Genomic DNA, 21838 nt, shown 5'->3' with positions numbered 1-21838 from the left:
AGTAATAAATGTAAATCAGTTCATTCAAAATGAGAGGAACTAAGACCATGAGTTTAATGCACTATATTTTTCGTACTTTGATTATTGTTCTGCCTGCAACCTGCCTGGCCGGGGCTACTGTCAGCTACGGAAACGGTCTTCAGGGACAGGCATTCTTTTACACTACCCTGTTCACTTCCTTAATGGGACTGGCTGTAGGGATTCTATCCGCGTGTTTGAATCATAAGCGGTTTCTTGCACCAATGAATCCGATCAACAACTACCTTCATGACTTGGCAAAGGGCAGTATGGGAAGCCGATTGAAGGAGGAGGAACTGGGTCAGCTAAAGTCCATTGCAGTGAGCATTAATCATACGGTGGATTCCTGGGCACATGTGTTAACAGTCATTCAGAAGGCATCTAAATCGATCAATGAGTACTCCAATCATCTATCACATGGTGTCAGGCAAACAACGGGGGCAGCTGAACAGATCTCCGGAACGATGGAAGAGGCGGCCAAGGGAGCAGAGCATCAGGTGTACAGCGTTTCAGAAGCAGCTGGCCTCATCCAGCAGGTGACAGAGAGCCTTCAGCATGTTGACCAAAGTGCGCAGCGTGTTTCCAGCAGCATTCATGACACACTTGATAAAGCGAATATGGGAACTCAGTCCATCGGATCGGCGGAACAGCAGATGAACGCGATCTTCACGAATGTAAGTGAGTTGTCCAACACGGTAAAAGGGCTCGGAGTCCGCTCCAGTGAGATCGGAAATATCGTGGAAGTGATCAAAGGAATTGCTGAACAGACAAACCTGCTGGCATTAAATGCGGCTATTGAAGCGGCAAGGGCAGGAGAGCACGGAAAAGGCTTCGCCGTCGTAGCAAGCGAAGTAAGAAAGCTTGCCGAACAGTCCGGAGAAGCAACTCAGCAGATCAGTGACATCATTTTTCATATTCAAAATGAGACCGCTCAGGTGGTACAGACGATGGATCTTGTCAATGCAGAGGTCAGCGAAGGAATTGGTGTTATGAATGACGCAGGATCCTCCTTCAAACAGATTCAGAACTCCATTCAGTCTGTAACTGAACATATCAGCCAAGTATCAGGTGCAGTACACGGAGTTTCTGCCGGAAATGAACAGGCGGTTTCGTCTATGGACACGATTTCAGCCATTGCTGCTGAAACAGCCAAGTCTTCTCAGCAAGTGCTGGCTGCTACACAAGAACAGTTAGCTTCGATTGAAGAGATGTCAGCCTATACGGCTTCACTCGATGAACTTGCGAAAGAAATGGAAGAACTCACTCATACCTTTACTATGTAGTGAAAAAGGGGCTGTCCAAGAAGTCTGTAAGCTGTTGATTTCCGTTCCAGGCTGCTCGCTTTTACCGGCGTAAACGCCTACTTTCGCAGGGCGTGCGGTGAGCCTTACCGGCGTGAACGCCTACTTTTTGGTGCAAGCACCAGCGGGAGTCTCACCTGTCACGCTAGTCCCGCAGGACAAGGAAGGCTCCGGCAGCTTTTTATCGCACGAAGAAAATGTGAAGTTCATTTTCGAGGAGTCTCGCACCTTCCACTTCAATCAACTTTTCATTGAAGATTTTCAAGCAAAAAGGAGCTGCTGAAGGTCAATTTTTGACTTTCAGGACAGCCCCTTTTTATGATTAGCTGATGATCGCGGATGTCCCTACTAATGATTCCGGAGTTCTTCCGAGTGCCAGAAGGCTGATCTTGGCATAGCCGGCATTGGGGCAGCTGGAGATGGTTTTTCGCAGTGCCTCGATGTCTTTATCTGATAAAAGTTTTTCAATCTCACCTTTATAGAGGCGGATGACGGACCCTTGAACAAACTCAGGGGAATAGCGTCTGCAATCTTCATTCATAATAAGACAGCCCATGTATTGATATTTAAACTGAAGTGCACGAGTCAGATTGATGATGTGCACCCATTTTTCATAAAGAGAAGGGTACGTGCGTTCAAGGTTTTCTAAGGACTCTTTTGCTTCTTTCAATTCGCTGTGGCTGCACATCGTAATCATACTAATGCACCTTCCTGCTGCCAAGGTTTTCTTAGTGTAATAACCTCAGCCAACTCCTTGCTTCGTGCTCTGCGGATCTTGCGCATTTCTGCACGGTCTTTCGCAGTATCAAAAAGGAATTTTTCTTCTTCTGTTTCAGGGATGACTGCCGGTACTTCAACCGGACGTTTGTCTTCACCTAAAGCAACGAAGGTTAAAAAGGCTGTAGCTGCGATTCTTCGTTCCCCAGTGATAATATCTTCAGCGATAACTTTACAGAAAATCTCCATAGAGCTTTTTCCTGTATAGGATACGAAAGACTCAATGCATACTGAATCGGTCTGGTGAATCGGATGCAAGAAATCAATTGAATCGGTTGATGCGGTTACACATGTTTTTACACGTGCATGACGTCGCGCCGATAATGAGGCGGCACTGTCGAGTTTTTTCATCAAAACTCCGCCAAACAATGTGTTGTAGTTATTCAAGTCACAAGATAAGACCTGATCTGTATTTATAATGCGGCTTTCGCTCGTTTTTTTAGCTTCCAAAACAATCTCCCTTTCTCGTCGTTACATCTTTTTATATTGGGACGCATTATCGTTTTTGCGTTTCCCTCTTACAGTTTCCTAGTGTACGCCTCCAAGAAAAGGAAGTAAAATTGTTATTTTTCATCATTTACATAGACGAAATCTATGTAAATGCTTTCAGATATACAGAAAAGGCATAGATGATTAAATGCAAAAGGCGGCTCTCCAAAGAGAACCGCCCCATTATTTACTCTTCTGATAATTGTTCTTTTGCGTAGCTGAGCCACTCTTTCGCGGCAAAAGATAAATACTGATCTTTGTTCCAAATCAGGGCGAGATGCCAGCTGATGGAAGGATTGACGACTTTAATCGCACGCACTTCATCCGTCAGATGCCGGCAGATGCTCTCGGGCAGCAGGGAAACCCCTAATTTACACACGACCATCTCCTCGATAAAGGACCATTGTGAGCTTTCTGACGTAATGTGCGGACTGAAGCCAGCCTGATTGCAGGAGGAGATGATGCGGTCATGGAGGACGAAATCTTTGTTAAAAAGGATAAATGATTCCTCTCTTAGCTCAGCTAAATTTATTTCGTCCCGGACAGCAAGCGGATGGTCAGGATGGATGATGAGCCGCAAGTCCTCTTCCATAAAAGCAAAATACTGAAACATATCGGTGTTTGTCGGGAGCACGACAACCCCGATATCCAGTTGAAGGCTGGCCACTTCTTCTTCGATTTTTTTTGATCCGTCTTCCATAAGCTCGAAGGTAATGTGGGGATATCTGTCATGAAAACTGCCAATCAGTTTTGGAAAAAGGCGGGGATCAAAAATCGGAGGAAGCCCGATTCGAATATGCCCTTTTTTTAATCCGAGCAGGTTGTCCAGCTCCATCTCCAGGTTGTTGAATGCTTTATCGACCAGCTTGGCCTGGTCGAATATGGTCTGGCCGGCATCCGTAAGTGTCAGTCCTTTTCGTGAGCGGTCAAAAAGTACAACCCCAAGCTCATCCTCCAGATTCTTGATCATCTTGCTGATGGTGGGCTGGGTAATGAAAAGGGCATCAGCCGCCCGTGTAAAGCTGTTATATTTGGCTACTTCAATAAAATACTGTAATTGTTTAATATCCACGATTGCACCTGCTTGCCGATGAACGGCGTTATTTTTCTGTAGTTTATCACGATTGCGGGATAAAAACCAAAATAGGGCAAATATGCATATACTGTTTTATTGAAATTGGTAAAGGCAGGGATGGCAGATGTACAGACAGCGGCAGGTTGTGGATGTGAAAAGGGGAAATGTGACGGGCGACGTGTCAATCGATACGGTGTATCTTACCGCTGAAAAAACAGTGGACAGTCCATACTGGATGAACATTGCGGCCGTGGTTCAGGACGGCAGGACCAACCAGTATGTGCAAATCCCTCTTAAAGAAAACTCAGGGTACAATCCTACCCTCTTTCTCGGAGATTTTACAGGAGATAAGGTAGAAGACATCATGGTCGTTATGGATACGGGAGGCAGCGGCGGTATGATCAATGCCTATGTATTTGCCTTCAGAAACGGCCAGTTCAGACCTCTTTTTGACTCCGGCGTATTCAGTGACCGGTATAAGTACAGAGTGTTTTATCTGGAGCAATATGAAGCTCAGGTCAACAGCTATAACCTGAATCAAAAATTTATTATCGATTTAAGTACGAGGGACAAGGAATACTTGTCTGAGATTTACTACCCGAATGGAAGATTAAAGGCTCCCATACAAGGATTTGTCTCACCTTTAAGCGGTCTTTACCCGGTGGACTTTGGCCGAAATGGCGTGTATGAACTGTTGGCTTACCAAAACATCGCCGGCAGATATAACGCTGACCGCCTCGGATATGTCCAGACTACCCTGAAGTGGAATGGCAGTGAGTTTGGTGCGGAGATGCAGAACGTTGCGATCTTTGGCGGAGATATCCGTGGATAAGCCTGGTGGATTAACCTCTTGTTTTGGAGAGGTTTTTTATATGATAAAAAAACCATTGACTTTCCCCCATTTGCGGATTAAAGTAATAACTATATTTTCTAAAAATTAAATATTCATTCTCTTATCAAGAGTGGCAGAGGGACTGGCCCTATGACGCCCAGCAACCGTTCCGTAATGGAATTGGTGCTAATTCCAGCAAAACAGCATGTCTGTTTTGAGAGATAAGAGAGGACGAATCCGTTATACATAAGTGATGAAACCTCTCTTTTTCCAGAGAGGTTTTTTTATGTGCTGAAGGGCCTGTCCTCCCGCCGGCTTGAGAAGAGAGATATACAAAAAAGGGAGCTGGGGAAATGAAACGATTCATTAAAAGCGCGGCAATCTCCGCGGTGGCTTTATCACTTTTATTAACGGGCTGTTCATCCGAAAGCAATACCGCTTCATCAGCTGGCAAACATGAAAAGGTTTCGTTCGATAACGTACCGAAGCGGTTTGCCAAAGGGCAGGGAGCCCGAATCAAGGTTATCCGTAAAATCGGGGGTGATGATCATACAGCCCAATTTTTAGCAGGTGCTAAAGCGGAAGGAGAGGCACTTGGTTTTACCGTTGATACCTACACAGCAAACGGTGATACCGCCAAGTTCCATGATGCGATTGCCCAGGCGGCTGATGAGAATTACGACGGTTTTATCATCTCTCACGGTGATGATGCGGCTACCATAAACGATATTAAGAAGCTTCGGGAAAAAGGAAAGAACGTGGTGACGTTTGATTCCAATCCGAACCTCGCGAAAGTAGGCGGTGTCACACTTACGTCTCAGGACGATGAAGCCCTTGCCAAGCTGGCTCTCGATCAGCTCGTTAAAGAGAACAAAGGGAAGGCCAACATCGTTTATCTTTGGGTAGACGGGTTCCCGCCGATGGTGCGACGCAACGCCGTCTATAAAGAAACATTGAAGAATAACCCGGGAATCAAGGAAGTAGAACGCTTTGGCGTTGCTTCTGCAGATACGTCGGTCCAGACGCAAAATGCGGTGACGGCCATGCTGAACAAACATAAAAAAGGCGAGATTGATGCCATTTTTGCCACATGGGATGCCTTTGCGATCGGGGCTGCACGTGCGATTAAAGAAGCGGGACGCAACGAAATCAAAATTTACGGAATTGACGTCTCCAATGCAGACCTTCAAGAAATCCAGAAAAAAGAAAGTCCTTGGAAGTACACGGCTGCTGTTGATCCTAAGCTCATTGGGGCAGTGGATATGAGAATTCTTGCTAAAAAGCTTGCGGGTGAAAAAACACCTCAAAAATATGATTTGAAAGCTTCTCTCGTTTCACAAAAGGTTCTGCAAAAATCAAACGAGGGTGTGAACATGGTCAACCTGTCCAAAGAAATTAAAGGCTGGGGCCAGTCTGATGCGTTTGAGGAAGATTGGATGAAGACACTAAAGGATCACTACCAAAAGTAAACAACAGTCGGACATGAAGCTGAATGGGACTTGACCAGCCTATTAAGGGTCTATCTCATGCATCAGTACGTGATGGAAATCTTTAAGTAAATCAAAATCCAGCATTAAATGAAAACTTGCACTCTCTTTCTAGGCTTAAGAGAGTGTTTGCTTTGAGGGAAGGGGAGAAGCAGATGGCTCTGTTGGAGATGAAGGATATAAGTATTGAGTTTCCGGGTGTAAAAGCGTTGAATCGTGTGAGCTTTGCCAGTGAGACCAGCCGGGTTCATGCGCTGATCGGAGCGAATGGGGCTGGGAAATCGACCCTTATGAAAATTCTGTCGGGAGCCTACAATCATTACACGGGCGAGATTCATTTGGACGGAAAAAAAGCGGCCATCACTTCGCCGAGAGATGCCCTGGACGAAGGAATTCAAATCGTCCATCAAGAGGTTGACACCGCGCTGATCCCGTATTTAACCGTTGGTGAAAATATTCTGCTGCATGATCTGGTCAACGAGATGGGTAAAAAGCAGCTTGTAAGATGGAAACAGCTGCATAAGAAGGCATCGCAAATTTTGGAAGAGATGAACATCAACGTCTCTTCCAAAAAGCTGGTCAGTGAGCTTACACTTGCTCAAAAGCAGATGGTTCTCATCGCCCGAGCGGTTTCAGCACAGTGCCGTTTTCTAATTTTGGATGAACCGACTGCGCCGTTAAGCCATTCAGAAACAAACGAACTGTTCCGGATTGTCAGAAACCTGAAGTCTAAAAATGTAGGCATCATATTCATTTCTCACCGGCTGCCGGAAATCTTTGAAATCTGTGATGACATTACGGTGATGAGGAACGGTGAGTTAGTCATAAAAGAATTTATTTCGGAAACTTCAATCAACCGGATCATCGAGCAGATGCTCGGCAAGGCGCTGGATGAGCAGTTTCCTGCCTTGAACGGAAAAGTGGGAGAAACTGTTCTTGAGGTAAAAGGGCTTTCTGACGCCGAGAAGATCAAGGATTTGAACTTAACGGTCCGTGCTGGTGAGATTATCGGAATCGCGGGACTTGTAGGAGCAGGAAAAACAGAGCTGTGCAAAATCCTGTTCGGCTGTACAAAGATTACAGCAGGCGCTGTTCTTCTCAAGGGGAAGAAACTGAAGCTGAAAAACCCGCATCAGGCGGTAAAGCAGGGCCTGGCTCTCGTTCCGGAAGAACGGAGAAAGGAAGGGATTCTGGTCGCGGAATCGGTTGCTGCTAATCTAACAGCCGCCAATCTTGGACAGTTCTCCAAGGTACTAAGTTTTCTGGATCGCCGGGCGGAAAAACAAAAGGCTGTTGAAATCATTCAAACCTTAGGCATTAAGACGCCATCTGAGAAAACGAAGGTTCAAAATCTTTCCGGGGGAAATCAGCAAAAGATTGCGATCGGCAAATGGCTCATCGCAGATGCCGATGTTTATATTTTTGATGAGCCGACGAAGGGTGTAGATGTAGCTGCTAAGAAGGACATTTTTGAACTGATCTCCGCGCTGGCAAAACGGGGCAAAGCCATCCTTTATGCGTCCTCAGAGTTTACAGAGATCTTAGGTATCACGAACCGTCTTTACGTGCTGTATGACGGACGCAGTGTGAAAGAGCTCGAAACCTCAGCAGCGACGGAAGAAGAGCTATTATTCTATTCAACAGGAGGAAGGTAGATGGAGCTTTCAAAACCAATACCAGCCCAAGTTTCTCCAAAAAAGAAATTTGAGCTGTTCGACTTTTTTTATAAATATGGAACGATCTTAACCATTCTGGTCTTAATTGGTGTGTTCACTGCGGCCAATCCCTCCTTTGTGCAGGGACATAACCTGATGAACATTTTACGGTCGATCTCCATCGTTACCATCATTGCGATCGGCATTACGATATCACTGTCCGTCAACGGATTTGACCTTTCTGTCGGATCTGTGGCCTCTCTTTCGAATGCCATTGCGGTCTCAATGTTTGTCTGGTTCTCCCAGAACACGGTAGTAGCGATTCTTTCCGCCCTCGCTGCCGCTCTGATTGTAGGCATCATTAACTCCGTGATGATTGTTAAAGTGAAAATACCGGATATGCTCCTGACGCTTGCCACCATGTTTATCATCCAGGGGATTGCACTCACGTACACGAAAGGGGCGACCATCTCGCAAAACATGGTCATGCCTGATGGAACGTTTGCGACGGGCAAGATCAGTGCAGCGTTCGAGAAAATAGGACAAGTCCCTTGGATCATCGTGATCATGGCAGCGGCAGTTGTTCTCGTCTATGTTCTTCTCAATTACACAAAGCACGGCCGGTACATGTATGTCATCGGCGGGAATGAAGAAGCAGCAAGGCTTTCAGGCATCCCGGTAAATAAATATAAGGTAGCGGCCTATCTGCTGTCCGCTCTTTTTGCTTCGATCGGCGGCATTGTTTTGGCATCAAGAGTGATGACTGCTGAAATCAATGCAGGCACTCCATATTTAATGGATGCTGTGGCTGCGGCTTTTATTGGTTTTTCGGTGTTTGGTGCAGGCAAACCCAATGCTTTTGGAACCCTGATCGGCGCTGTTTTGATCGGTATTCTGCAGAACGGCCTCGTCATGATGTCTGTGCCTTACTATTCCATGGACATTGTGAAGGGAGCGGTTCTCGCATTTGCACTGGCGTTAACCTATTATAAACAAAAAAAATAAACAGGAAAGGGGCTGTCCAAGAAGTCTGTAAGCTGTTGATTTCCGTTCCAGGCTGCTCGCTTTTACCGGCGCGAGCTCCTACTTCCGCGGGGCGTGCGGTGAGCCTTACCGGCGTGAACCCTACTTTTTGGTGCAAGCACCGGCGGGAGTCTCACCTGTAACGCTAGTCCCGCAGGAAAAGGAAGGCTCCGGCAGCTTTTTATCGCACGAAGAAAATGTGAAGTTCATTTTCGAGGAGTTTCGCATCTTCCACTTCACTTAACTTTTCATTGAAGATTTTTCAAGCCAAAAAGGGGCTGCCTGAAGGTCAATTTTCGACTTTCTGGGCAGCCCCGTTTTTATAAACTCATAAAAAAATGACTGTTTGTCCTTTCACCACATAACTTAGGATAGGGAGTTTTTTTTCTCCACTATGTATGGATAGAGGATTTCGGATGGAATGCACCGCGATTAAAAAAAGTATAAAAAATAAGATCCCTATAATGTCTTCACCTTTCCTCAGGGAATCAACGGATCACCCCGGCCATAATCCAGCAGAAAAGTGCTGGATTTTTTTGTGTTCTTTAATAAAGGGTAAAGACGAGGAACATCGAATTAGTTTATATTGGAAATTTAAGATAGGAGCGATAAAAAATGGTGGAAGAATACTATCAAAATTGGCTCAAACACAGGACTGTACTGCACGATCTGCTGGATCAGATAGGGCCGGAGCATGTGTTTTTTAAACCATGGATAGATGGTTTTTCAATGGGAGAGCTGGCGGTTCATATCGCAAGTTCCACAGAAATGTTTTTGGAAACGATTAAAAACGGGCAGTTTGTATCGCCTGCCACACCGCGTGAGTTTCAAACGATGGATGAGGTCCGGGAGATTGTTCAGGAGTTCACTCAGAAATCAAAAAGGGATTTTTCTGTTCTGGAAAGTGTTCATTTGAGCAAGAAAATTGATATTTTCGGGTATGAGGCGCCAGGGAAGTATTGGATGGAAAGTTTAATTGATCATGAGATTCACCATAAAGGACAGCTGTTTGTGTATGCTCGTATGACAGGTGCAGAGAAGGTTCCTTTTTTCAAGCAGCTCCCTTCAAGAGCAGTAAATGATGCTGCAGCCGATTGACAGGGGCTGCAAGTTATACGTACAATACGAGTACGTACTTGTACACATATGAAAGAATGGAATGATGAATGTGCTTTTTGTAACAGAAATGCCGACAGAAGCCAGAGACAAAATGCTGTATGCCGCGCTCCAGCTCTATACAGTTAAGGGATATAAAGAAACGTCAGTCCTTGAGATTGTTGAGCGGGCGAGGGTGTCAAAAACAACATTCTATCAATCGTTTGGCAGCAAAGAGGAGCTGCTTGCCGCCCTTTGCACACAGCTGGCTGAAGAGATCATTGCAGATGTGGAAGCTGCTGTTCAAAGGGAAGAGAAAATTAGCGAAAAAGCCTACGCCGGCATCCGCCGTTATATTGAAATATGCGAAATGAAGTCTAACGCTGCCAAACTATTATTAATTGATTCAGTGGGTGTAAGCCTTACGGTAGAGAATGTTCGCCGGGAAGCCTATCGCCGATTTGCCAGCCTGCTCTATAATACGGTTCAGGGGACCATGCCAGCATCCGTTCCTGATCAGGAAGTATTGGTCGTCTCACAGGCCATGGTCGGTGCGGTCAATGAGGTCGTCATCCAAACCCTGTTTGAATCAGACATTGAGCTGGATTTGGACCAGCTGGCCCGTTTGCTTAACCGGATTGTTGTCGGAGCTTATGTCAATCTATCTTTATAAAATCGGCTGTTTGCTGGTTTTATACGGAAGTAGTACCAGTACGTATTCGTATTCACTGCTAAAGGAGGCGAATGGTTCATGAAAGGATGTTTATTGACAGGTTATCCTGGTTTTCTTGCCTCAAAGCTTCTGAAAGAAATGCAGCAGCGAAATGAAGATACGCAATTCGCGCTTATTGTCCACCCCAGCCAGCTGGATAAAGCAGAGCGCTTGGCAGCTAACAAGCAAAATGTGCGTCTTTTTGCAGGAGATATTACGAAGGATGGACTGGATTTGGATGCTGAACAAACAGAGTGGCTGAAGGAACATATGACACATGTCTTTCATCTGGCTGCGGTTTATGATCTTGCCGTACCAAAAAAGATTGCAGAAGACGTCAACATAACGGGCACTCGCAATGTGAACACCTTCGCTCAATCACTTCCACTCTTAGAGCGCTACATCTACTTCAGCACAGCCTATGTTTCAGGAAAAAGGGTTGGCGTTATTAAAGAAGATGAGCTTGATCAAGGACAGACCTTTAAGAACCATTACGAATCTACAAAGTTTGAAGCAGAAAAGCTCGTGGCAGAGCTTAAAAATGTACCTTACACCATTATTCGGCCTGGGGTAGTGGTGGGACATTCCGTGACCGGGGAGACGGTTAAGTTTGATGGCCCCTACTTTATTATGCGCTTTTTAGACCGTCTTCGATATATACCTATTCCTTATTTGGGCAAGTCGGAGGCCCTGTTTAACGTTGTGCCTGCTGACTATATCGTTGATGCCACATTATGTCTGGCGCAATCAGAAGACGCTGTAAATCGGACGTTCCACCTCACAGATCCTTCACCTTATGAAAGCCGGGAGCTTTACCGCATGGTTTGCAACGAGCTGCTCGGCAAAACACCTTCGTGGACCATTTCACCAGCTCTTGTTGAATTTGCTCTTTCTATTTCTATATTCCGGCGTTTTTTTAAAGTAGAAAAAGAAGCGCTGGAGTATTTCCGATGTACCTCACAATATGATGCTTCAGGAGCCAAGGATGTGCTGGCAAAAGGCGGCGTTCAATGTCCTGATTTTAAAAATTATGTGTCCAGCATGGTGAAATATTATAAAGTGCACAGGAGAGATCCTGATAAATTAATTCAAGTGAAGTAGGAGGACAGTAAAATTCCGAAAACACTCATAGCGAAGAAAGGGGTGTTCAAGATGAAAGAATCCTGGAAGACGAGGATTGTCCGCTGCGGCTTTAACTTGTTTCCTGCCTTTAGAGGGACGGGAGCAAGAGTCACCTATATTGCTGGAGATTATTCGGAGATCCGCATCAAGCTGCCGCTTAACTGGCGTACCCGAAATTATGTCGGCACGATCTTTGGCGGCAGCATGTATGGTGCGGTGGATCCCATCTATATGTACATGTTCTTAAAAATGCTCGGCAATGATTATATCGTATGGGATAAAGCCGCATCCATCCGGTTTAAAAAGCCGGGCAAAAGCACATTGTACGCTACGTTTAAGATAACGTATGAAGAGCTGGATGAAGTTAAGAGAGCTCTTGAGGGAGAACGGAGTCTTGACCGGGTGTATGACGTAGAGCTTGTCGATGAGAGCGGCACGGTCCATGCCGTAGTGGAGAAAACCATTTATATCCGAAAAAAAGACCGGGAAAGCAATCCATCATCTGGGAACGTTGTCTCACTGCCGAAAATAGAATCCAAATAAGGAGGAAGAGAAATGCCAAAAACGATCGAAGAATTGACTGTACAGGAAACGGTAAAAAAAATTGAACATGTGCTGAATGAAAATCCGGGACCGATTCAAGGAGTTTTGGCTGCGTATCAATATGACATCACAGACGAGGAATACTCGTTTCAGCTTCACTTGAATGACGGAAGTGCAAAAGTAGTGGAAAATTTTAAAGAGCGGGCAGATTGTGTCATCCTCATTTCTTATCCCAACTTCAAGAAAATGCTTTTAGGCAAACTGAACGGTACCGCTGCCTTCATGATGGGGAAATTGAAAGTCAAAGGCGATGTTGGCAAGGCGTTGAAGTTGGAAGCCCTATTGCGTGAATACAATATGGCCGATCATTTTTAAATAATGTGTATAAGAAGCAAAAGGGGCTGTCCAAGAAGTCTGTAAGCTGTTGATTTCCGTTCCAGGGTGCTCGCTTTTACCGGCGCGAGCTCCTACTTTCGCGGGGCGTGCGGTGAGCCTTACCGGCGTGAACGCCAACTTTTTGGCGCTAGCGCTTGCGGGAGTCTCACCTGTCACGCTAGTCCCGCAGGACAAGGAAGGCTTCGGCAGCGTTATATCGCACGAAGAAAATGTGAAATTTCTTTTCGAGGAGTCTCGCACCATCCACTTCAATCAACTTTTCATTGAAGAATTTCAAGCCAAAAAGGAGCTGCTGAAGGTCAATTTCCGACTTTCAGGACAGCCCCTTTTGCATGATGAAGCCTCATGATCTCGTCTTCAGCTTCGTAGTCCAATCCGTGAGTTTCTGGAGGGTTTTTCAGTTCCCAATCAATCGTACGTTTCAACCCCTCTTCTAATGAAACCGTTTCTTTAAAGCCCAATTCGTTCCGTATTTTATCAGAAGTGAAGATGACATCTTGTTCAGCATTAATTCCCCAGGAGTAGGCTTCAGGAAGCAGGCTGTCTGGTAATATAACGATTTTTCCTTTCCAATGGAGAGAGGAGGCCAGCTTCTTAATCCATTCTTTCATGGTGAATGCCTCGTTCTCACCGAGGTTGTAGACCTTTCCTTTCGCTTGTTCATCTACTACAGCCTGAACAATACCCTCGGCCATATTTTCCACATACCCTCGGGTCCATCTCCAGTCAGCAAGGCTTTCCGGGAGGAGGATCCAGGGGCGTTGTTCACTCATCGGTTTTATAAAAGAATACCATCGATGAGCCCTATCGTTCGGACCGTAAACAGCAGGAAGTCTTATAACCGTTCCTTCAATCGTCGGGTGGTTCATTATTGTGCGCTCCACTAAAATTTTATCATAATTGCGCCTCTCCTCTGTTTTCGCAAACTCTCTCTGGGGATACAAGTTGTGGCGTAAAGCACCATCTTCACCAATGGGTACCGGTTCAATCGCACCCTTTTCGGTCCCATTAACAAGTCCGAAAGCACGATAAACATCCTGAGAACTTGCTGTAATGATACGGTTTACAATGCCATCAACCGTTTGAACAAGCTCTTTGGCCTGTGTTTCAGTCATACAAATCATATCCAGAACCGCATCAGGCTCTAGCTTCTGAATAGTAGCCCGATAAGAAAGTAATTCGTTTCTGTCACCAAGAATTTCATGTACTCCAGGAGGCAAATCTGATTTTGTTTGCCCTCTGTGAAAAACCGTGACCTCGTGTCCAAGGTTAAACAATCGTTTAATAACCTCTGGACCCATAAAGCTGGTGCCGCCAATCACTAATACATGCATAGTCATTTCTCCTCTCCATTCGGTTATAGAAGAATGTATAACAAGGATGAATTACGTAAAAAAATAACTGTACGTAAAATCATTTTATTACGGAAATTCAGAAATAGTCAATCTTTTTATGTGTAACGCAAGCTTGTGTTACGATGGAAGGAGAGTAAAGTTTGGGATAGAGAAAGGGAAGTAAAGCAGCATGAAAAAATTAATGACAGATTGCCTGCTGCCTTACCCGATTGAAGCAGTTTGGAAGGTTATTGCAGACACAGGAACACATTCGTTATGGAACCCGCAGATTGTTTCGATTAAAGGTGAATGCAGGAAAGGAAGCAGCCTGTCCGTTCGAGTCAAATCACCGGTCGGCAACGGCATCCCTTTTTGTTTTAAAGCGAAGGTACTGGAATTTGATCCGAACAGAAAGCTGGCATGGACGGGCGGGGTACCCGGTATCTTAACCGGTTATCATTACTGGGAGCTGACAGATCTCGGTGATACGACCAAAGTGGTTCAAGGTGAGCAGTTTAGTGGTTTATTTACCGCTTTTTTGTCAACAAAGAGAATGGAAGCGATGCGTCCGGCCTATGAATCAGCCAACAGCGGGCTCGAGAGCTATCTGAAAGGGCGCTGAGCGCGGGCTTTCTGGCGGCTAAGGGGAAAATACTGGCGGCAAACTTTTCAGCCAATCTACTGTTTTATGGTATAGTTTTAAGCAAATGAATGTCAGAGGGAAGTTACCATGGAAAAAAAAGAAAAGAAATCAAAATATTTTGCGAAAATTTCATTGGGAGTAATGGGAGCAGGGTTTCTCGGAACCATCCCATTTCAAGATTTTTTTGTTGGAGAATTGCTTCAAGGGGGATTTGAGGCAGGACTCGTAGGGGGGCTGGCCGATTGGTTTGCGGTTACTGCTCTCTTTCGCCATCCTCTTGGCATACCGATTCCTCACACGGCTCTACTTCCAAAAAACCGTGACAGGATGATGAAAGCCATCGTATCCATGCTTGAAAATGATTGGCTGACAAAAGAAAGTATTCAGAAAAAAATCCAGCAAATTAAAATTACAGAGAAACTTATAAAAATCGCAGAGAAAGAATTGGATTCCAATTCCTTTCATAAAGGAGTCGGAACGTTTCTTCAGCAGGCGATACGCCATATCAATCCGGAAAATATCGCTCCGTATATTGAAAAAGAGCTGAAGAACTATCTGCGCTCCCTGGATGCTGCAGGCTTTCTGCAGTCCATGATTAATAAGGCCCTGGACAGAAATATGCATGATCAAGCCTTTGATTATATTCTGGCCGAGACACAAAAGTGGATGGCAAGGGAAGATACAAAAAGAAAAATCGGCAAAATGGCGAAACAACTGCTGGATAATACGGAGGCCGATGGGTTTATTAAAATGGCCCTTCAATCTTTTAGCAATTTTATTAATGAAGAAAAGCTGGGCAATATCCTGCAGCCATTTTTTCTTAAAAGAATCATTCTTTTGCAAGACAAAGATAATCCATACAGGGAGTTAATCCTTAATCGAATCCGCAAAGAGTTAGAAAGTGTACAAGACCGGGGAAATTTGGCGGCTGAACTAAATGAGTGGAAAGATAACATGGTCAATACATGGAGTCCTGCGGATCAAATTACAAACATTCTGTGCCAGGTTCAAAATAAATTGCTGCTGCTGACCCAAGATGAAGAGTTTATTGATCGATATGTGATTTCACTTATAAGAGACCTCATTGATCGAACAAAAAATGATCCTGAAAAAATCGACAGCATTGAAAAGTGGCTGCAGAACCAAATTTCCACTTTAATTGAAAGCAACCATTCCAAAATAGGCAATCTTGTGAAAGAAAACCTTGATAAATTGGATAATGAAACACTGATCGATATGATGGAAAACAACGTAGGTAAAGAGTTGCAGTGGATCAGGGTGAACGGAGCGATTTGCGGGTTTTTAATCGGACTTATCTTAACGACATTTAAGGCTTTAATATAAAAAAAATAAGGCTGCCCTCAAAAGAGCACAAGATGTGTCCTTTGAGGGCAGCCTTATTTTATACGTTCTTCAACGCTTCTTGAATCGTTTGATCTCCTGAAATCAAATCAAACGAGCGTTTAAATGTGTGTTCTTCGGTTAGAGCAGCCAATACGGTTTGCGCTACATCTTCACGGGGGATGGAAGCTCTTCCGAGGTTATTGCTTGCTTCGACCTTTCCTGTGCCAGGCTCGTTCAATAGTCCGCCCGGTCGTACGATCGTGTAGTTCAAACTGCTGCTTTCAAGAATTTTATCTGCATAATGCTTGGCCACGTAATAAGGCCGAAGCTTTTCGTTCCAGTTTTCCCTGTTGTGCGCCTGTAAAGCGCTGACCATCACAAAACGGTCGACGCCGGCCAGTTCGGCAGCTTCTACCATTTTAGCCGCTCCGTCCAAATCAACGAGCAGGGTTTTGTCAGAGCCGGTACTGCCTCCGGATCCGGCCGAGAAAATAATCGCATCGCTTCCCTTTACGGCTTCTGCCAATTCAGAAACACTGCCCTCCAAGTTCGCCACTACGGTTTCAGCTCCTAGCTTCTCCAGTTCATTCGCTTGTTCCGGGTTTCGAATCATCGCCCGAACGGAATGCTCCGAACTGCTTCCCAAGAGCTCAACCAGTTTACGCCCAATTTGTCCATTTGCTCCTACTAAAAAGACTTTCATTATGACACTCTCCTTTTTCTATAGGATTGACAATCCACCTCAAAGTATTTCAAACGATGGTTAATCGTACAAATTTCCTGCTCACATGGTGAAATAAATAAGGTGAAATATGGACTATATTGAATCTTTCGGGGTGGAATTATACAAGTTAGAAAAAATAGTAAATAAAAAAGAGAGGATGCCTTCTCTTTTTACTGCCAGCAATCTATCATTCAATTGCTAAAAACCTTCCTGTACTTCCTTAACAACAGCAAAAACATAACTTCTACCAAAAGGGATAGCAGCAAGAAGACAACGGTGTAAGCAGTCATCAAATCTCCGATGATATTCATTGTGAAAGGTAAGGTGATGTTCAAAATGAGCATAACGGCCATATAGGAAACAAAACGGTATCTGGCCGAAGCGTACAGCTGTTGATCTCCTTTTTTCATAGCGGCATCCAGCAGGATCTGAAACACATAGAAAACGAGAATCAGCTTTAACATTCCAATGACTTGCGTATATATTGGCCAAAGGCTCAGATCAAACAGCTGTCCGGAAGTATTTCCAGTGACATTTTTCTGGATAAAGACAGTAGGGATGGATATAAACACGAGGCCTAATGCCAAATATTTTGCTTTTTTCAGGGCTTTATTATTGATCGTTATCAGTCCAAGACCAGATACGATGAGATAGTAGCCAACAGGGTCTGGCAAAATATCAATTGCTATTATGTGTATCTCGATTAAAATCAATAGAAATCCCCAGAACAGCTTGTGAAAACTTTCTCTCATTTCCCCCCGCCCCCGTTCCTTAATATGATGCGGTCGACATCACTCTGGCTGAGAACCGGCTGATAGTCTACTAATGCGGTAGAAACAAAGGGCTTTCCTTTACTTGTTCCGTGCAGCTTTACAGAAAAATCGCAGTACGCGAGAGTACTAGCTTTAAACCTTGTGGCTAGTTCAAGCCAATCCTTCTGTTTTAGTTTTATCCTAAAGTTCTTATGCGGATTTAAAGTCTGGTAGCTGCTATGACTCTTTTTCTCATGATCCGTCCAGCCGAAAGGCTCATCGCTTTCGGCTTCCTTACTCAAAGCTTCCTGATCGGTATTTGCTTTCAACGAAACTAGTCTTCCCGTTTCTTTTTCAAAAGGCAGACTGACACTTGTCAGCGTAATTGGCTTCAATACCTGAAATAGTCCTATATCACCAAAATTGCTTCCGCTTGCAATCTGTTCCTCCAGAATTTTATCATCCTTATATTTTTTATGGATCGTCACATGCCCGATGTCGGCCGTAAAGCTCTGGCCGTTGTTCATGACAACCTTCATTTTATTAAAAGAAAAAGCTTCTTTATTCTTCATCTGTGAAAGCATATCCTTCAGTGAAACGGTAAACACTTTTAAATCCTGATGAGTGTATTCCTGTTCAACGGAAGGATTATTTTCACCCGCCATAAAATCATCTTGGGAGTAGGGAAACACTTCAGCGTCCTTAATACGGACACTTTGTAAATCTTGCTTGTCTTCACGATTTGCCAAGTAATAAAATTTTAAATATTGATCTCCGTCATCTGCTGCCTCGTAATAGTGCTTTAAAAAGATCGGATGCTCAATCTGCTTTGACTGATAATAGAGGGAGTTGCCGATCCAACTCAACACAGCCAGAATAATGCCTGCCCAAAACCACTTTTCTCTCACATACGTTCCCCCTTAAAAATCTCCTTATTTTACCATATTATGAAACAAACGAGTAATCCTTCTCGTTAAAAATCCCTTTTACAAAGCTTTTAAACCCATATGGGTAATTTTTCCTGTTTTAATATTTAATCCTTTTTTCTACAGGGAATAGAAAAAGGTATTCGGTACAGGGTGGAAGGATTTGGTAACTATGAGAGATCATGAAGTTGTTTCGTAACATCTGGTCAACAAAAGGGGCGATCCTTCACTCTGGTTAATGGTGAGCTGTCTTTTGGGGGCTTTGTTATGAGCCTGCGTTGTACCGCATAGACTATGATGTAACGGTACAATGGGGAGGGGCTTATATGTATTACAACCGGCCGGAATTTGCAGCTGAACATATGAGGAACATCATCAAGGTAACCGGTGAGGGTTCCGTATTTGCCGTACCCGATCAAGCCAAGCTTTCCTTAGGCGTAATCACGGAAAATAAAGATGTGAACACTGCGCAAAAGCAGAACAATGAGATCATGGCAAACGTCATTCATGGATTGTTAACGATGGGGATCAAGAACAAAGACATCCAGACCTCACTCTATCGCATTGAACCGCAATATGTTTATGAGAACGGACAGCAGAATCTTAAAGGATATCAGGTAAACCATCAGCTTCAGGTAACGGTGGATGATGTGGGCAGGACGGGAGCCGTGATTGAGACAGCAGTCAGCCAGGGAGCAAACTCCGTATCATCGATTCAGTTCACTGTGTCTTCTCCAGATACTTTTTATAACCGAGCTCTGTCGCTTGCCGTAAACAGTGCACAGCAAAAAGCGATGGCTATATCCCGTGATCTTGGTGTCACGCTCAATCGGGTTCCGGCAAAAGTAACAGAGCTGTCAAAGGGCATCCATCCAGGGCCTGTTCCGTTTCAGGGAGCGATGCTGTCACAGGGAAGTTCGGTGCCGATCCAAACTGGAGAGAATGAGATTACGGCACGTATCGAGGCAGAATTTTTTTATACGCCATAAAAAAACATAAATTTCAAAAGAAATGAGTTAGAATCTCATAGAAGGGATCTAGCTCTTTTTTTTATGAATGAAAGTTTTTTATAGGATGGAGGATGGCAATGAGTTCACAGGAGCCCATTATTAAAGTAGAGCATCTCGTGAAACGCTATGGTGATTTTATCGCCGTAAAGGGAGTTGACTTTGAAGTACATAAAGGTGAAGTATTCGGGCTGCTCGGTCCGAACGGAGCCGGAAAAACGACAACGCTGGAAATGCTTGTCGGCCTGAGAAAACCGGATGAAGGAACAGCCTGGATCGGTGAATTTGATATTAAGAAGCACCTGGAACACGTCAAGGAAGTGATTGGAGTACAGCTTCAATCTACGACGCTGTTTGAACTGCTGACCGTTGAAGAGATTTTGAAAATGTATGCCAGCTTCTATCCCAAGCATATATCCATTCCGGATCTGATCGAAGACATGATTTTAAACGATAAGCGTAAAAGCCGGATCAAAAGCTTATCAGGCGGCCAAAAGCAGAGGCTGGCGATTGCGCTGGCACTCGTGCACGATCCCTGGATCATTTTCCTGGATGAACCGACAACAGGACTTGATCCGCAGGCTCGGCGTACCTTGTGGGATATTATTCTGAATTTGAAGGAAAGAGGAAAGACGGTCATGCTGACAACGCACTATATGGATGAAGCTCATGTGCTCTGTGACCGGATTGCCATTATGGATCAGGGACAGCTGATTGCACTGGATACACCTGAGAATCTGGTGAAAAATCTTCAGTCGGACAGCGCCGTTGAGTTCCGTTTAACAGAAGATGCACCCGTCCTGGATTTAAAAGAAATTGAAGGGGTTAAGCAGACAGGCAGCCATAAGGATGTTCAAGTGCTTTATACCGATAATCTACAGCAGACGCTGACCAGCCTGATTCAGACCGCATCTGAAAAAGATCTGAAACTGACCGATCTGCAGACACGCACCGCCACTTTGGAGGATGTGTTCATCCATATGACAGGAAGGAGCTTGAGAGAAGGATGAAAGCATACTGGCAATTAACGTTAGCTCAATTACGCATTTTCCTGCGCAACCGCCAGGTCTTGTTCTGGACGCTTGCGTTTCCGATCTTCCTCATGGTCATGCTTGGCTCTTTTCTCGGCAATGGAAACGGCGTGTCGGTCACGATCGGATATGTGGACCAGGATCAATCTGTCCAATCTAAACAACTTGCAAGTCTTTTGAAGAAAAACGAAGCGATATCACTCGAAAAATCATCGAGTAAAAAAGAGGCGCTCTCCAAGCTGAAAAAAGGAGACGTCCAGCTTGTACTGCAGGTCCCGAAAGGCTATGAAACAAGGATGAAGAGTGCGGCTCAGGATGAAAAGCCGTTCAGGCTTCCTGTTTTTTATAATGAAACGAACATGGCTGTCTCGCAGGTTGGACAGCAGCTCGTGAATAATGCGGTCGATGCCATCAGTAAACAGAAGGCGGATTATAAGCCATCGGTGGTCATCAACCCAAAAGGGGTAGAGACGCTGAATCTCCGCTATATCGACTTTCTTGTCCCGGGGATCGTGGCGATGATGATCATGAGCAACAACATGAACGGGGTAGCAGGACAGATCGCATCATGGCGCGAACGCGGAATCTTGCGGAGGATGCAGGGAACGACATTGAAAGCTCACACTTTTATCGCGGCACAGATTACCGCCCGGCTGATGCTGAACGGCTTGCAGGCACTCATTGTTCTTGGCGTCGCCCGTCTTGCCTTTGATGTGGAAATCCGGGGATCGTGGATGACCCTCGTCAGCTTTGTCATCTTGGGTACACTCGCGTTCATGGCGATTGGCTTTATCATTGCAGGGATTGCCAAAACACCGGAAAGTGCAGGACCGATCGCAGGCTTCCTATCTTTTCCGATGCTGTTTTTGGGCGGAGTGTTCTTTCCAATTAAAAATATGCCGGAATTTCTTCAGCCGATCGTGCATATCCTTCCCATAGCTCACTTAACAACTGCGATGAGGGAGACGATGAATGTTGGCGCTTCGTTTATGAGCCTGGGAACAGAGGCCCTGATTCTCGGCTGCTGGCTGATTGGTGCCTTTATCGTAGCGAGCCTCACGTTTAAGTGGGAATAAGAAGTTCGAAAATCAGGAGGAAAATAACATGGAAAATCAAAACTATCAAAACCATACACGGATGCATCCGTTGTTTCATTATGTCCTGTCCCTTTTCGTGCTGGGAACACTCGTAACAGCACTGGTTTACTTTGTACGTTCGCTGAGTAATGGAGAGAATGTGCTTCTTGCCTTTGTGGTGCTTTTAGCGGCAGGGTCACTGGTTATTTTATTTGCCCTTGTAAGAAGCTACCCGCTGAAGGCGCAAGACCGGGCCATCCGTGCCGAAGAGAATCTGCGGCACTTTGTACTGACCGGCAAGCTCATGGATTCCAGGCTGACAACCGGACAGATTGTCGCTTTGCGCTTTGCCAGTGATCAAGAACTGCCGGCTTTGAGCCAAAGAGCAGCTGAAGAAGGTTTGCGTTCTAAAGAAATTAAGCGGGCAATCAGTGAATGGCGCGGGGATTACTATCGGGTATAGGAAAAAACAGCCG

Annotated in this window: 27 protein-coding genes and 1 riboswitch; of the genes, 20 read left to right on the top strand and 7 right to left on the bottom strand. The window is 44.9% G+C overall.

The genetic code is table 11. From position 1 onward, the window contains the following. The first annotated feature begins 47 nt into the window (after positions 1-47). On the top strand, positions 48-1301 hold the full coding sequence (locus OKX00_RS20450; RefSeq protein WP_265408625.1) for a methyl-accepting chemotaxis protein: 1254 nt from the start codon (positions 48-50) through the stop codon (positions 1299-1301). A gap of 97 nt (positions 1302-1398) precedes the next feature. Then, positions 1399-1602, top strand: a complete 204-nt coding sequence (locus tag OKX00_RS20445) for a hypothetical protein (RefSeq protein WP_265408624.1) — start codon at positions 1399-1401, stop codon at positions 1600-1602. 39 nt (positions 1603-1641) lie between these two features. Here OKX00_RS20445 and OKX00_RS20440 read toward each other — a convergent pair whose 3' ends face one another. The 3 genes from OKX00_RS20440 to cidR form a co-directional block, all read right to left on the bottom strand. Then, entirely contained in the window at positions 1642-2016 is a 375-nt protein-coding gene (locus tag OKX00_RS20440; protein ID WP_265408623.1) for a hypothetical protein, read from the bottom strand. Further along, entirely contained in the window at positions 2013-2546 is a 534-nt protein-coding gene (locus OKX00_RS20435) for an acyl-CoA thioesterase (RefSeq protein ID WP_062238780.1), read from the bottom strand. Before OKX00_RS20435 ends, OKX00_RS20440 begins: the two co-directional genes overlap by 4 nt. A 226-nt stretch (positions 2547-2772) precedes the next feature. Beyond that, on the bottom strand, positions 2773-3657 hold the full coding sequence (gene cidR / locus OKX00_RS20430) for a cidABC operon transcriptional activator CidR (protein ID WP_091007650.1): 885 nt from the start codon (positions 3655-3657) through the stop codon (positions 2773-2775). A 127-nt stretch (positions 3658-3784) separates the two neighbouring features. Here cidR and OKX00_RS20425 point away from each other — a divergent pair, with 127 nt between their 5' ends. The 12 genes from OKX00_RS20425 (at position 3785) to OKX00_RS20370 (ending at position 12874) form a co-directional block, all read left to right on the top strand. Further along, positions 3785-4492: a hypothetical protein gene (locus tag OKX00_RS20425; protein WP_265408622.1), complete on the top strand. Its 708-nt coding sequence runs from the start codon at positions 3785-3787 to the stop codon at positions 4490-4492. Between the two features lie 118 nt (positions 4493-4610). After that, positions 4611-4720, top strand: a riboswitch (SAM riboswitch). 125 nt (positions 4721-4845) lie between these two features. After that, a complete protein-coding gene (locus OKX00_RS20420) occupies positions 4846-5961 on the top strand; it encodes a sugar ABC transporter substrate-binding protein (protein WP_265408621.1) in 1116 nt (371 codons plus the stop codon). 173 nt (positions 5962-6134) lie between these two features. Then, positions 6135-7634: a sugar ABC transporter ATP-binding protein gene (locus tag OKX00_RS20415; RefSeq protein ID WP_265408620.1), complete on the top strand. Its 1500-nt coding sequence runs from the start codon at positions 6135-6137 to the stop codon at positions 7632-7634. Beyond that, positions 7635-8639, top strand: coding sequence for an ABC transporter permease (locus OKX00_RS20410; protein ID WP_265408619.1), 1005 nt, complete (start codon positions 7635-7637; stop codon positions 8637-8639). It abuts the gene before it with no gap. Positions 8640-8674: 35 nt separating this feature from the next. Continuing rightward, complete coding sequence (locus OKX00_RS20405) at positions 8675-8800, top strand: hypothetical protein (RefSeq protein ID WP_265408618.1); 126 nt, start codon at positions 8675-8677, stop codon at positions 8798-8800. Beyond that, the gene (locus OKX00_RS20400) at positions 8767-8901 is read left to right on the top strand and encodes a hypothetical protein (protein ID WP_265408617.1); all 135 of its coding nucleotides are present in this window, start codon (positions 8767-8769) and stop codon (positions 8899-8901) included. Before OKX00_RS20405 ends, OKX00_RS20400 begins: the two co-directional genes overlap by 34 nt. Before the next feature lie 371 nt (positions 8902-9272). Beyond that, the gene (locus OKX00_RS20395; protein ID WP_265408616.1) at positions 9273-9755 is read left to right on the top strand and encodes a DinB family protein; all 483 of its coding nucleotides are present in this window, start codon (positions 9273-9275) and stop codon (positions 9753-9755) included. A 61-nt stretch (positions 9756-9816) separates the two neighbouring features. Next, a complete protein-coding gene (locus OKX00_RS20390) occupies positions 9817-10425 on the top strand; it encodes a TetR/AcrR family transcriptional regulator (RefSeq protein WP_265408615.1) in 609 nt (202 codons plus the stop codon). Positions 10426-10503: 78 nt separating this feature from the next. Beyond that, positions 10504-11565 (top strand): SDR family oxidoreductase, encoded by a 1062-nt coding sequence (locus OKX00_RS20385; RefSeq protein WP_265408614.1) that lies wholly within the window; start codon positions 10504-10506, stop codon positions 11563-11565. 51 nt (positions 11566-11616) lie between these two features. Continuing rightward, positions 11617-12129: a DUF4442 domain-containing protein gene (locus tag OKX00_RS20380; RefSeq protein ID WP_265408613.1), complete on the top strand. Its 513-nt coding sequence runs from the start codon at positions 11617-11619 to the stop codon at positions 12127-12129. A 12-nt stretch (positions 12130-12141) separates the two neighbouring features. After that, positions 12142-12504, top strand: coding sequence for an SCP2 sterol-binding domain-containing protein (locus OKX00_RS20375; protein ID WP_265408612.1), 363 nt, complete (start codon positions 12142-12144; stop codon positions 12502-12504). A gap of 49 nt (positions 12505-12553) precedes the next feature. Then, positions 12554-12874: a hypothetical protein gene (locus OKX00_RS20370; RefSeq protein ID WP_265408611.1), complete on the top strand. Its 321-nt coding sequence runs from the start codon at positions 12554-12556 to the stop codon at positions 12872-12874. Here the strand turns inward: OKX00_RS20370 and OKX00_RS20365 are convergent. Further along, entirely contained in the window at positions 12825-13859 is a 1035-nt protein-coding gene (locus OKX00_RS20365) for an NAD-dependent epimerase/dehydratase family protein (protein WP_265408610.1), read from the bottom strand. The genes OKX00_RS20370 and OKX00_RS20365 overlap by 50 nt on opposite strands. A gap of 190 nt (positions 13860-14049) precedes the next feature. Between OKX00_RS20365 and OKX00_RS20360 the strand changes: the two genes are divergently transcribed. Both OKX00_RS20360 and OKX00_RS20355 read left to right on the top strand, forming a co-directional pair. Continuing rightward, complete coding sequence (locus OKX00_RS20360; RefSeq protein WP_062238755.1) at positions 14050-14481, top strand: SRPBCC domain-containing protein; 432 nt, start codon at positions 14050-14052, stop codon at positions 14479-14481. Positions 14482-14589: 108 nt separating this feature from the next. Continuing rightward, complete coding sequence (locus OKX00_RS20355) at positions 14590-15846, top strand: DUF445 domain-containing protein (protein WP_265408609.1); 1257 nt, start codon at positions 14590-14592, stop codon at positions 15844-15846. A 58-nt stretch (positions 15847-15904) separates the two neighbouring features. On the opposite strand, the gene OKX00_RS20350 is transcribed toward OKX00_RS20355, so the two are convergent. The 3 genes from OKX00_RS20350 to OKX00_RS20340 form a co-directional block, all read right to left on the bottom strand. Further along, positions 15905-16549, bottom strand: coding sequence for an SDR family oxidoreductase (locus OKX00_RS20350; RefSeq protein WP_265408608.1), 645 nt, complete (start codon positions 16547-16549; stop codon positions 15905-15907). Between the two features lie 212 nt (positions 16550-16761). Further along, positions 16762-17322, bottom strand: a complete 561-nt coding sequence (locus OKX00_RS20345) for a hypothetical protein (protein WP_265408607.1) — start codon at positions 17320-17322, stop codon at positions 16762-16764. Then, positions 17319-18230, bottom strand: coding sequence for a hypothetical protein (locus OKX00_RS20340; protein ID WP_265408606.1), 912 nt, complete (start codon positions 18228-18230; stop codon positions 17319-17321). Before OKX00_RS20340 ends, OKX00_RS20345 begins: the two co-directional genes overlap by 4 nt. Before the next feature lie 344 nt (positions 18231-18574). Here OKX00_RS20340 and OKX00_RS20335 point away from each other — a divergent pair, with 344 nt between their 5' ends. From OKX00_RS20335 to OKX00_RS20320, 4 genes are all read left to right on the top strand, one after another. Next, the gene (locus OKX00_RS20335) at positions 18575-19237 is read left to right on the top strand and encodes an SIMPL domain-containing protein (RefSeq protein ID WP_265408605.1); all 663 of its coding nucleotides are present in this window, start codon (positions 18575-18577) and stop codon (positions 19235-19237) included. A gap of 98 nt (positions 19238-19335) precedes the next feature. Continuing rightward, positions 19336-20265: an ABC transporter ATP-binding protein gene (locus tag OKX00_RS20330; RefSeq protein ID WP_091007696.1), complete on the top strand. Its 930-nt coding sequence runs from the start codon at positions 19336-19338 to the stop codon at positions 20263-20265. Beyond that, positions 20262-21362, top strand: a complete 1101-nt coding sequence (locus OKX00_RS20325; protein ID WP_265408604.1) for an ABC transporter permease — start codon at positions 20262-20264, stop codon at positions 21360-21362. The genes OKX00_RS20330 and OKX00_RS20325 overlap by 4 nt, the downstream gene beginning before the upstream one ends. A gap of 28 nt (positions 21363-21390) precedes the next feature. Beyond that, on the top strand, positions 21391-21825 hold the full coding sequence (locus OKX00_RS20320) for a DUF6526 family protein (protein WP_265408603.1): 435 nt from the start codon (positions 21391-21393) through the stop codon (positions 21823-21825). The last annotated feature ends 13 nt before the right edge of the window (positions 21826-21838 follow it).

Source organism: Fictibacillus sp. KU28468 (assembly GCF_026153615.1).
In the GTDB taxonomy this organism is placed as follows: Bacteria; Bacillota; Bacilli; order Bacillales; family Fictibacillaceae; genus Fictibacillus_C; species Fictibacillus_C marinisediminis.
Note: the sequence above shows the minus strand (reverse complement) of the source record. Positions and strands in the feature narration are given on the sequence as shown.

Bases quoted from the DNA above. Each gene is read 5' to 3' on its own strand.
- OKX00_RS20450 (WP_265408625.1), top strand. From the start codon at position 48: ATGAGTTTAATGCACTATATTTTTCGTACTTTGATTATTGTTCTGCCT.
- OKX00_RS20440 (WP_265408623.1), bottom strand. From the start codon at position 2,016: ATGATTACGATGTGCAGCCACAGCGAATTGAAAGAAGCAAAAGAGTCC.
- OKX00_RS20425 (WP_265408622.1), top strand. From the start codon at position 3,785: ATGTACAGACAGCGGCAGGTTGTGGATGTGAAAAGGGGAAATGTGACG.
- OKX00_RS20420 (WP_265408621.1), top strand. From the start codon at position 4,846: ATGAAACGATTCATTAAAAGCGCGGCAATCTCCGCGGTGGCTTTATCA.
- OKX00_RS20415 (WP_265408620.1), top strand. From the start codon at position 6,135: ATGGCTCTGTTGGAGATGAAGGATATAAGTATTGAGTTTCCGGGTGTA.
- OKX00_RS20410 (WP_265408619.1), top strand. From the start codon at position 7,635: ATGGAGCTTTCAAAACCAATACCAGCCCAAGTTTCTCCAAAAAAGAAA.
- OKX00_RS20395 (WP_265408616.1), top strand. From the start codon at position 9,273: ATGGTGGAAGAATACTATCAAAATTGGCTCAAACACAGGACTGTACTG.
- OKX00_RS20390 (WP_265408615.1), top strand. From the start codon at position 9,817: ATGATGAATGTGCTTTTTGTAACAGAAATGCCGACAGAAGCCAGAGAC.
- OKX00_RS20385 (WP_265408614.1), top strand. From the start codon at position 10,504: ATGAAAGGATGTTTATTGACAGGTTATCCTGGTTTTCTTGCCTCAAAG.
- OKX00_RS20380 (WP_265408613.1), top strand. From the start codon at position 11,617: ATGAAAGAATCCTGGAAGACGAGGATTGTCCGCTGCGGCTTTAACTTG.
- OKX00_RS20375 (WP_265408612.1), top strand. From the start codon at position 12,142: ATGCCAAAAACGATCGAAGAATTGACTGTACAGGAAACGGTAAAAAAA.
- OKX00_RS20365 (WP_265408610.1), bottom strand. From the start codon at position 13,859: ATGCATGTATTAGTGATTGGCGGCACCAGCTTTATGGGTCCAGAGGTT.
- OKX00_RS20360 (WP_062238755.1), top strand. From the start codon at position 14,050: ATGAAAAAATTAATGACAGATTGCCTGCTGCCTTACCCGATTGAAGCA.
- OKX00_RS20355 (WP_265408609.1), top strand. From the start codon at position 14,590: ATGGAAAAAAAAGAAAAGAAATCAAAATATTTTGCGAAAATTTCATTG.
- OKX00_RS20350 (WP_265408608.1), bottom strand. From the start codon at position 16,549: ATGAAAGTCTTTTTAGTAGGAGCAAATGGACAAATTGGGCGTAAACTG.
- OKX00_RS20345 (WP_265408607.1), bottom strand. From the start codon at position 17,322: ATGAGAGAAAGTTTTCACAAGCTGTTCTGGGGATTTCTATTGATTTTA.
- OKX00_RS20335 (WP_265408605.1), top strand. From the start codon at position 18,575: ATGTATTACAACCGGCCGGAATTTGCAGCTGAACATATGAGGAACATC.
- OKX00_RS20330 (WP_091007696.1), top strand. From the start codon at position 19,336: ATGAGTTCACAGGAGCCCATTATTAAAGTAGAGCATCTCGTGAAACGC.
- OKX00_RS20325 (WP_265408604.1), top strand. From the start codon at position 20,262: ATGAAAGCATACTGGCAATTAACGTTAGCTCAATTACGCATTTTCCTG.
- OKX00_RS20320 (WP_265408603.1), top strand. From the start codon at position 21,391: ATGGAAAATCAAAACTATCAAAACCATACACGGATGCATCCGTTGTTT.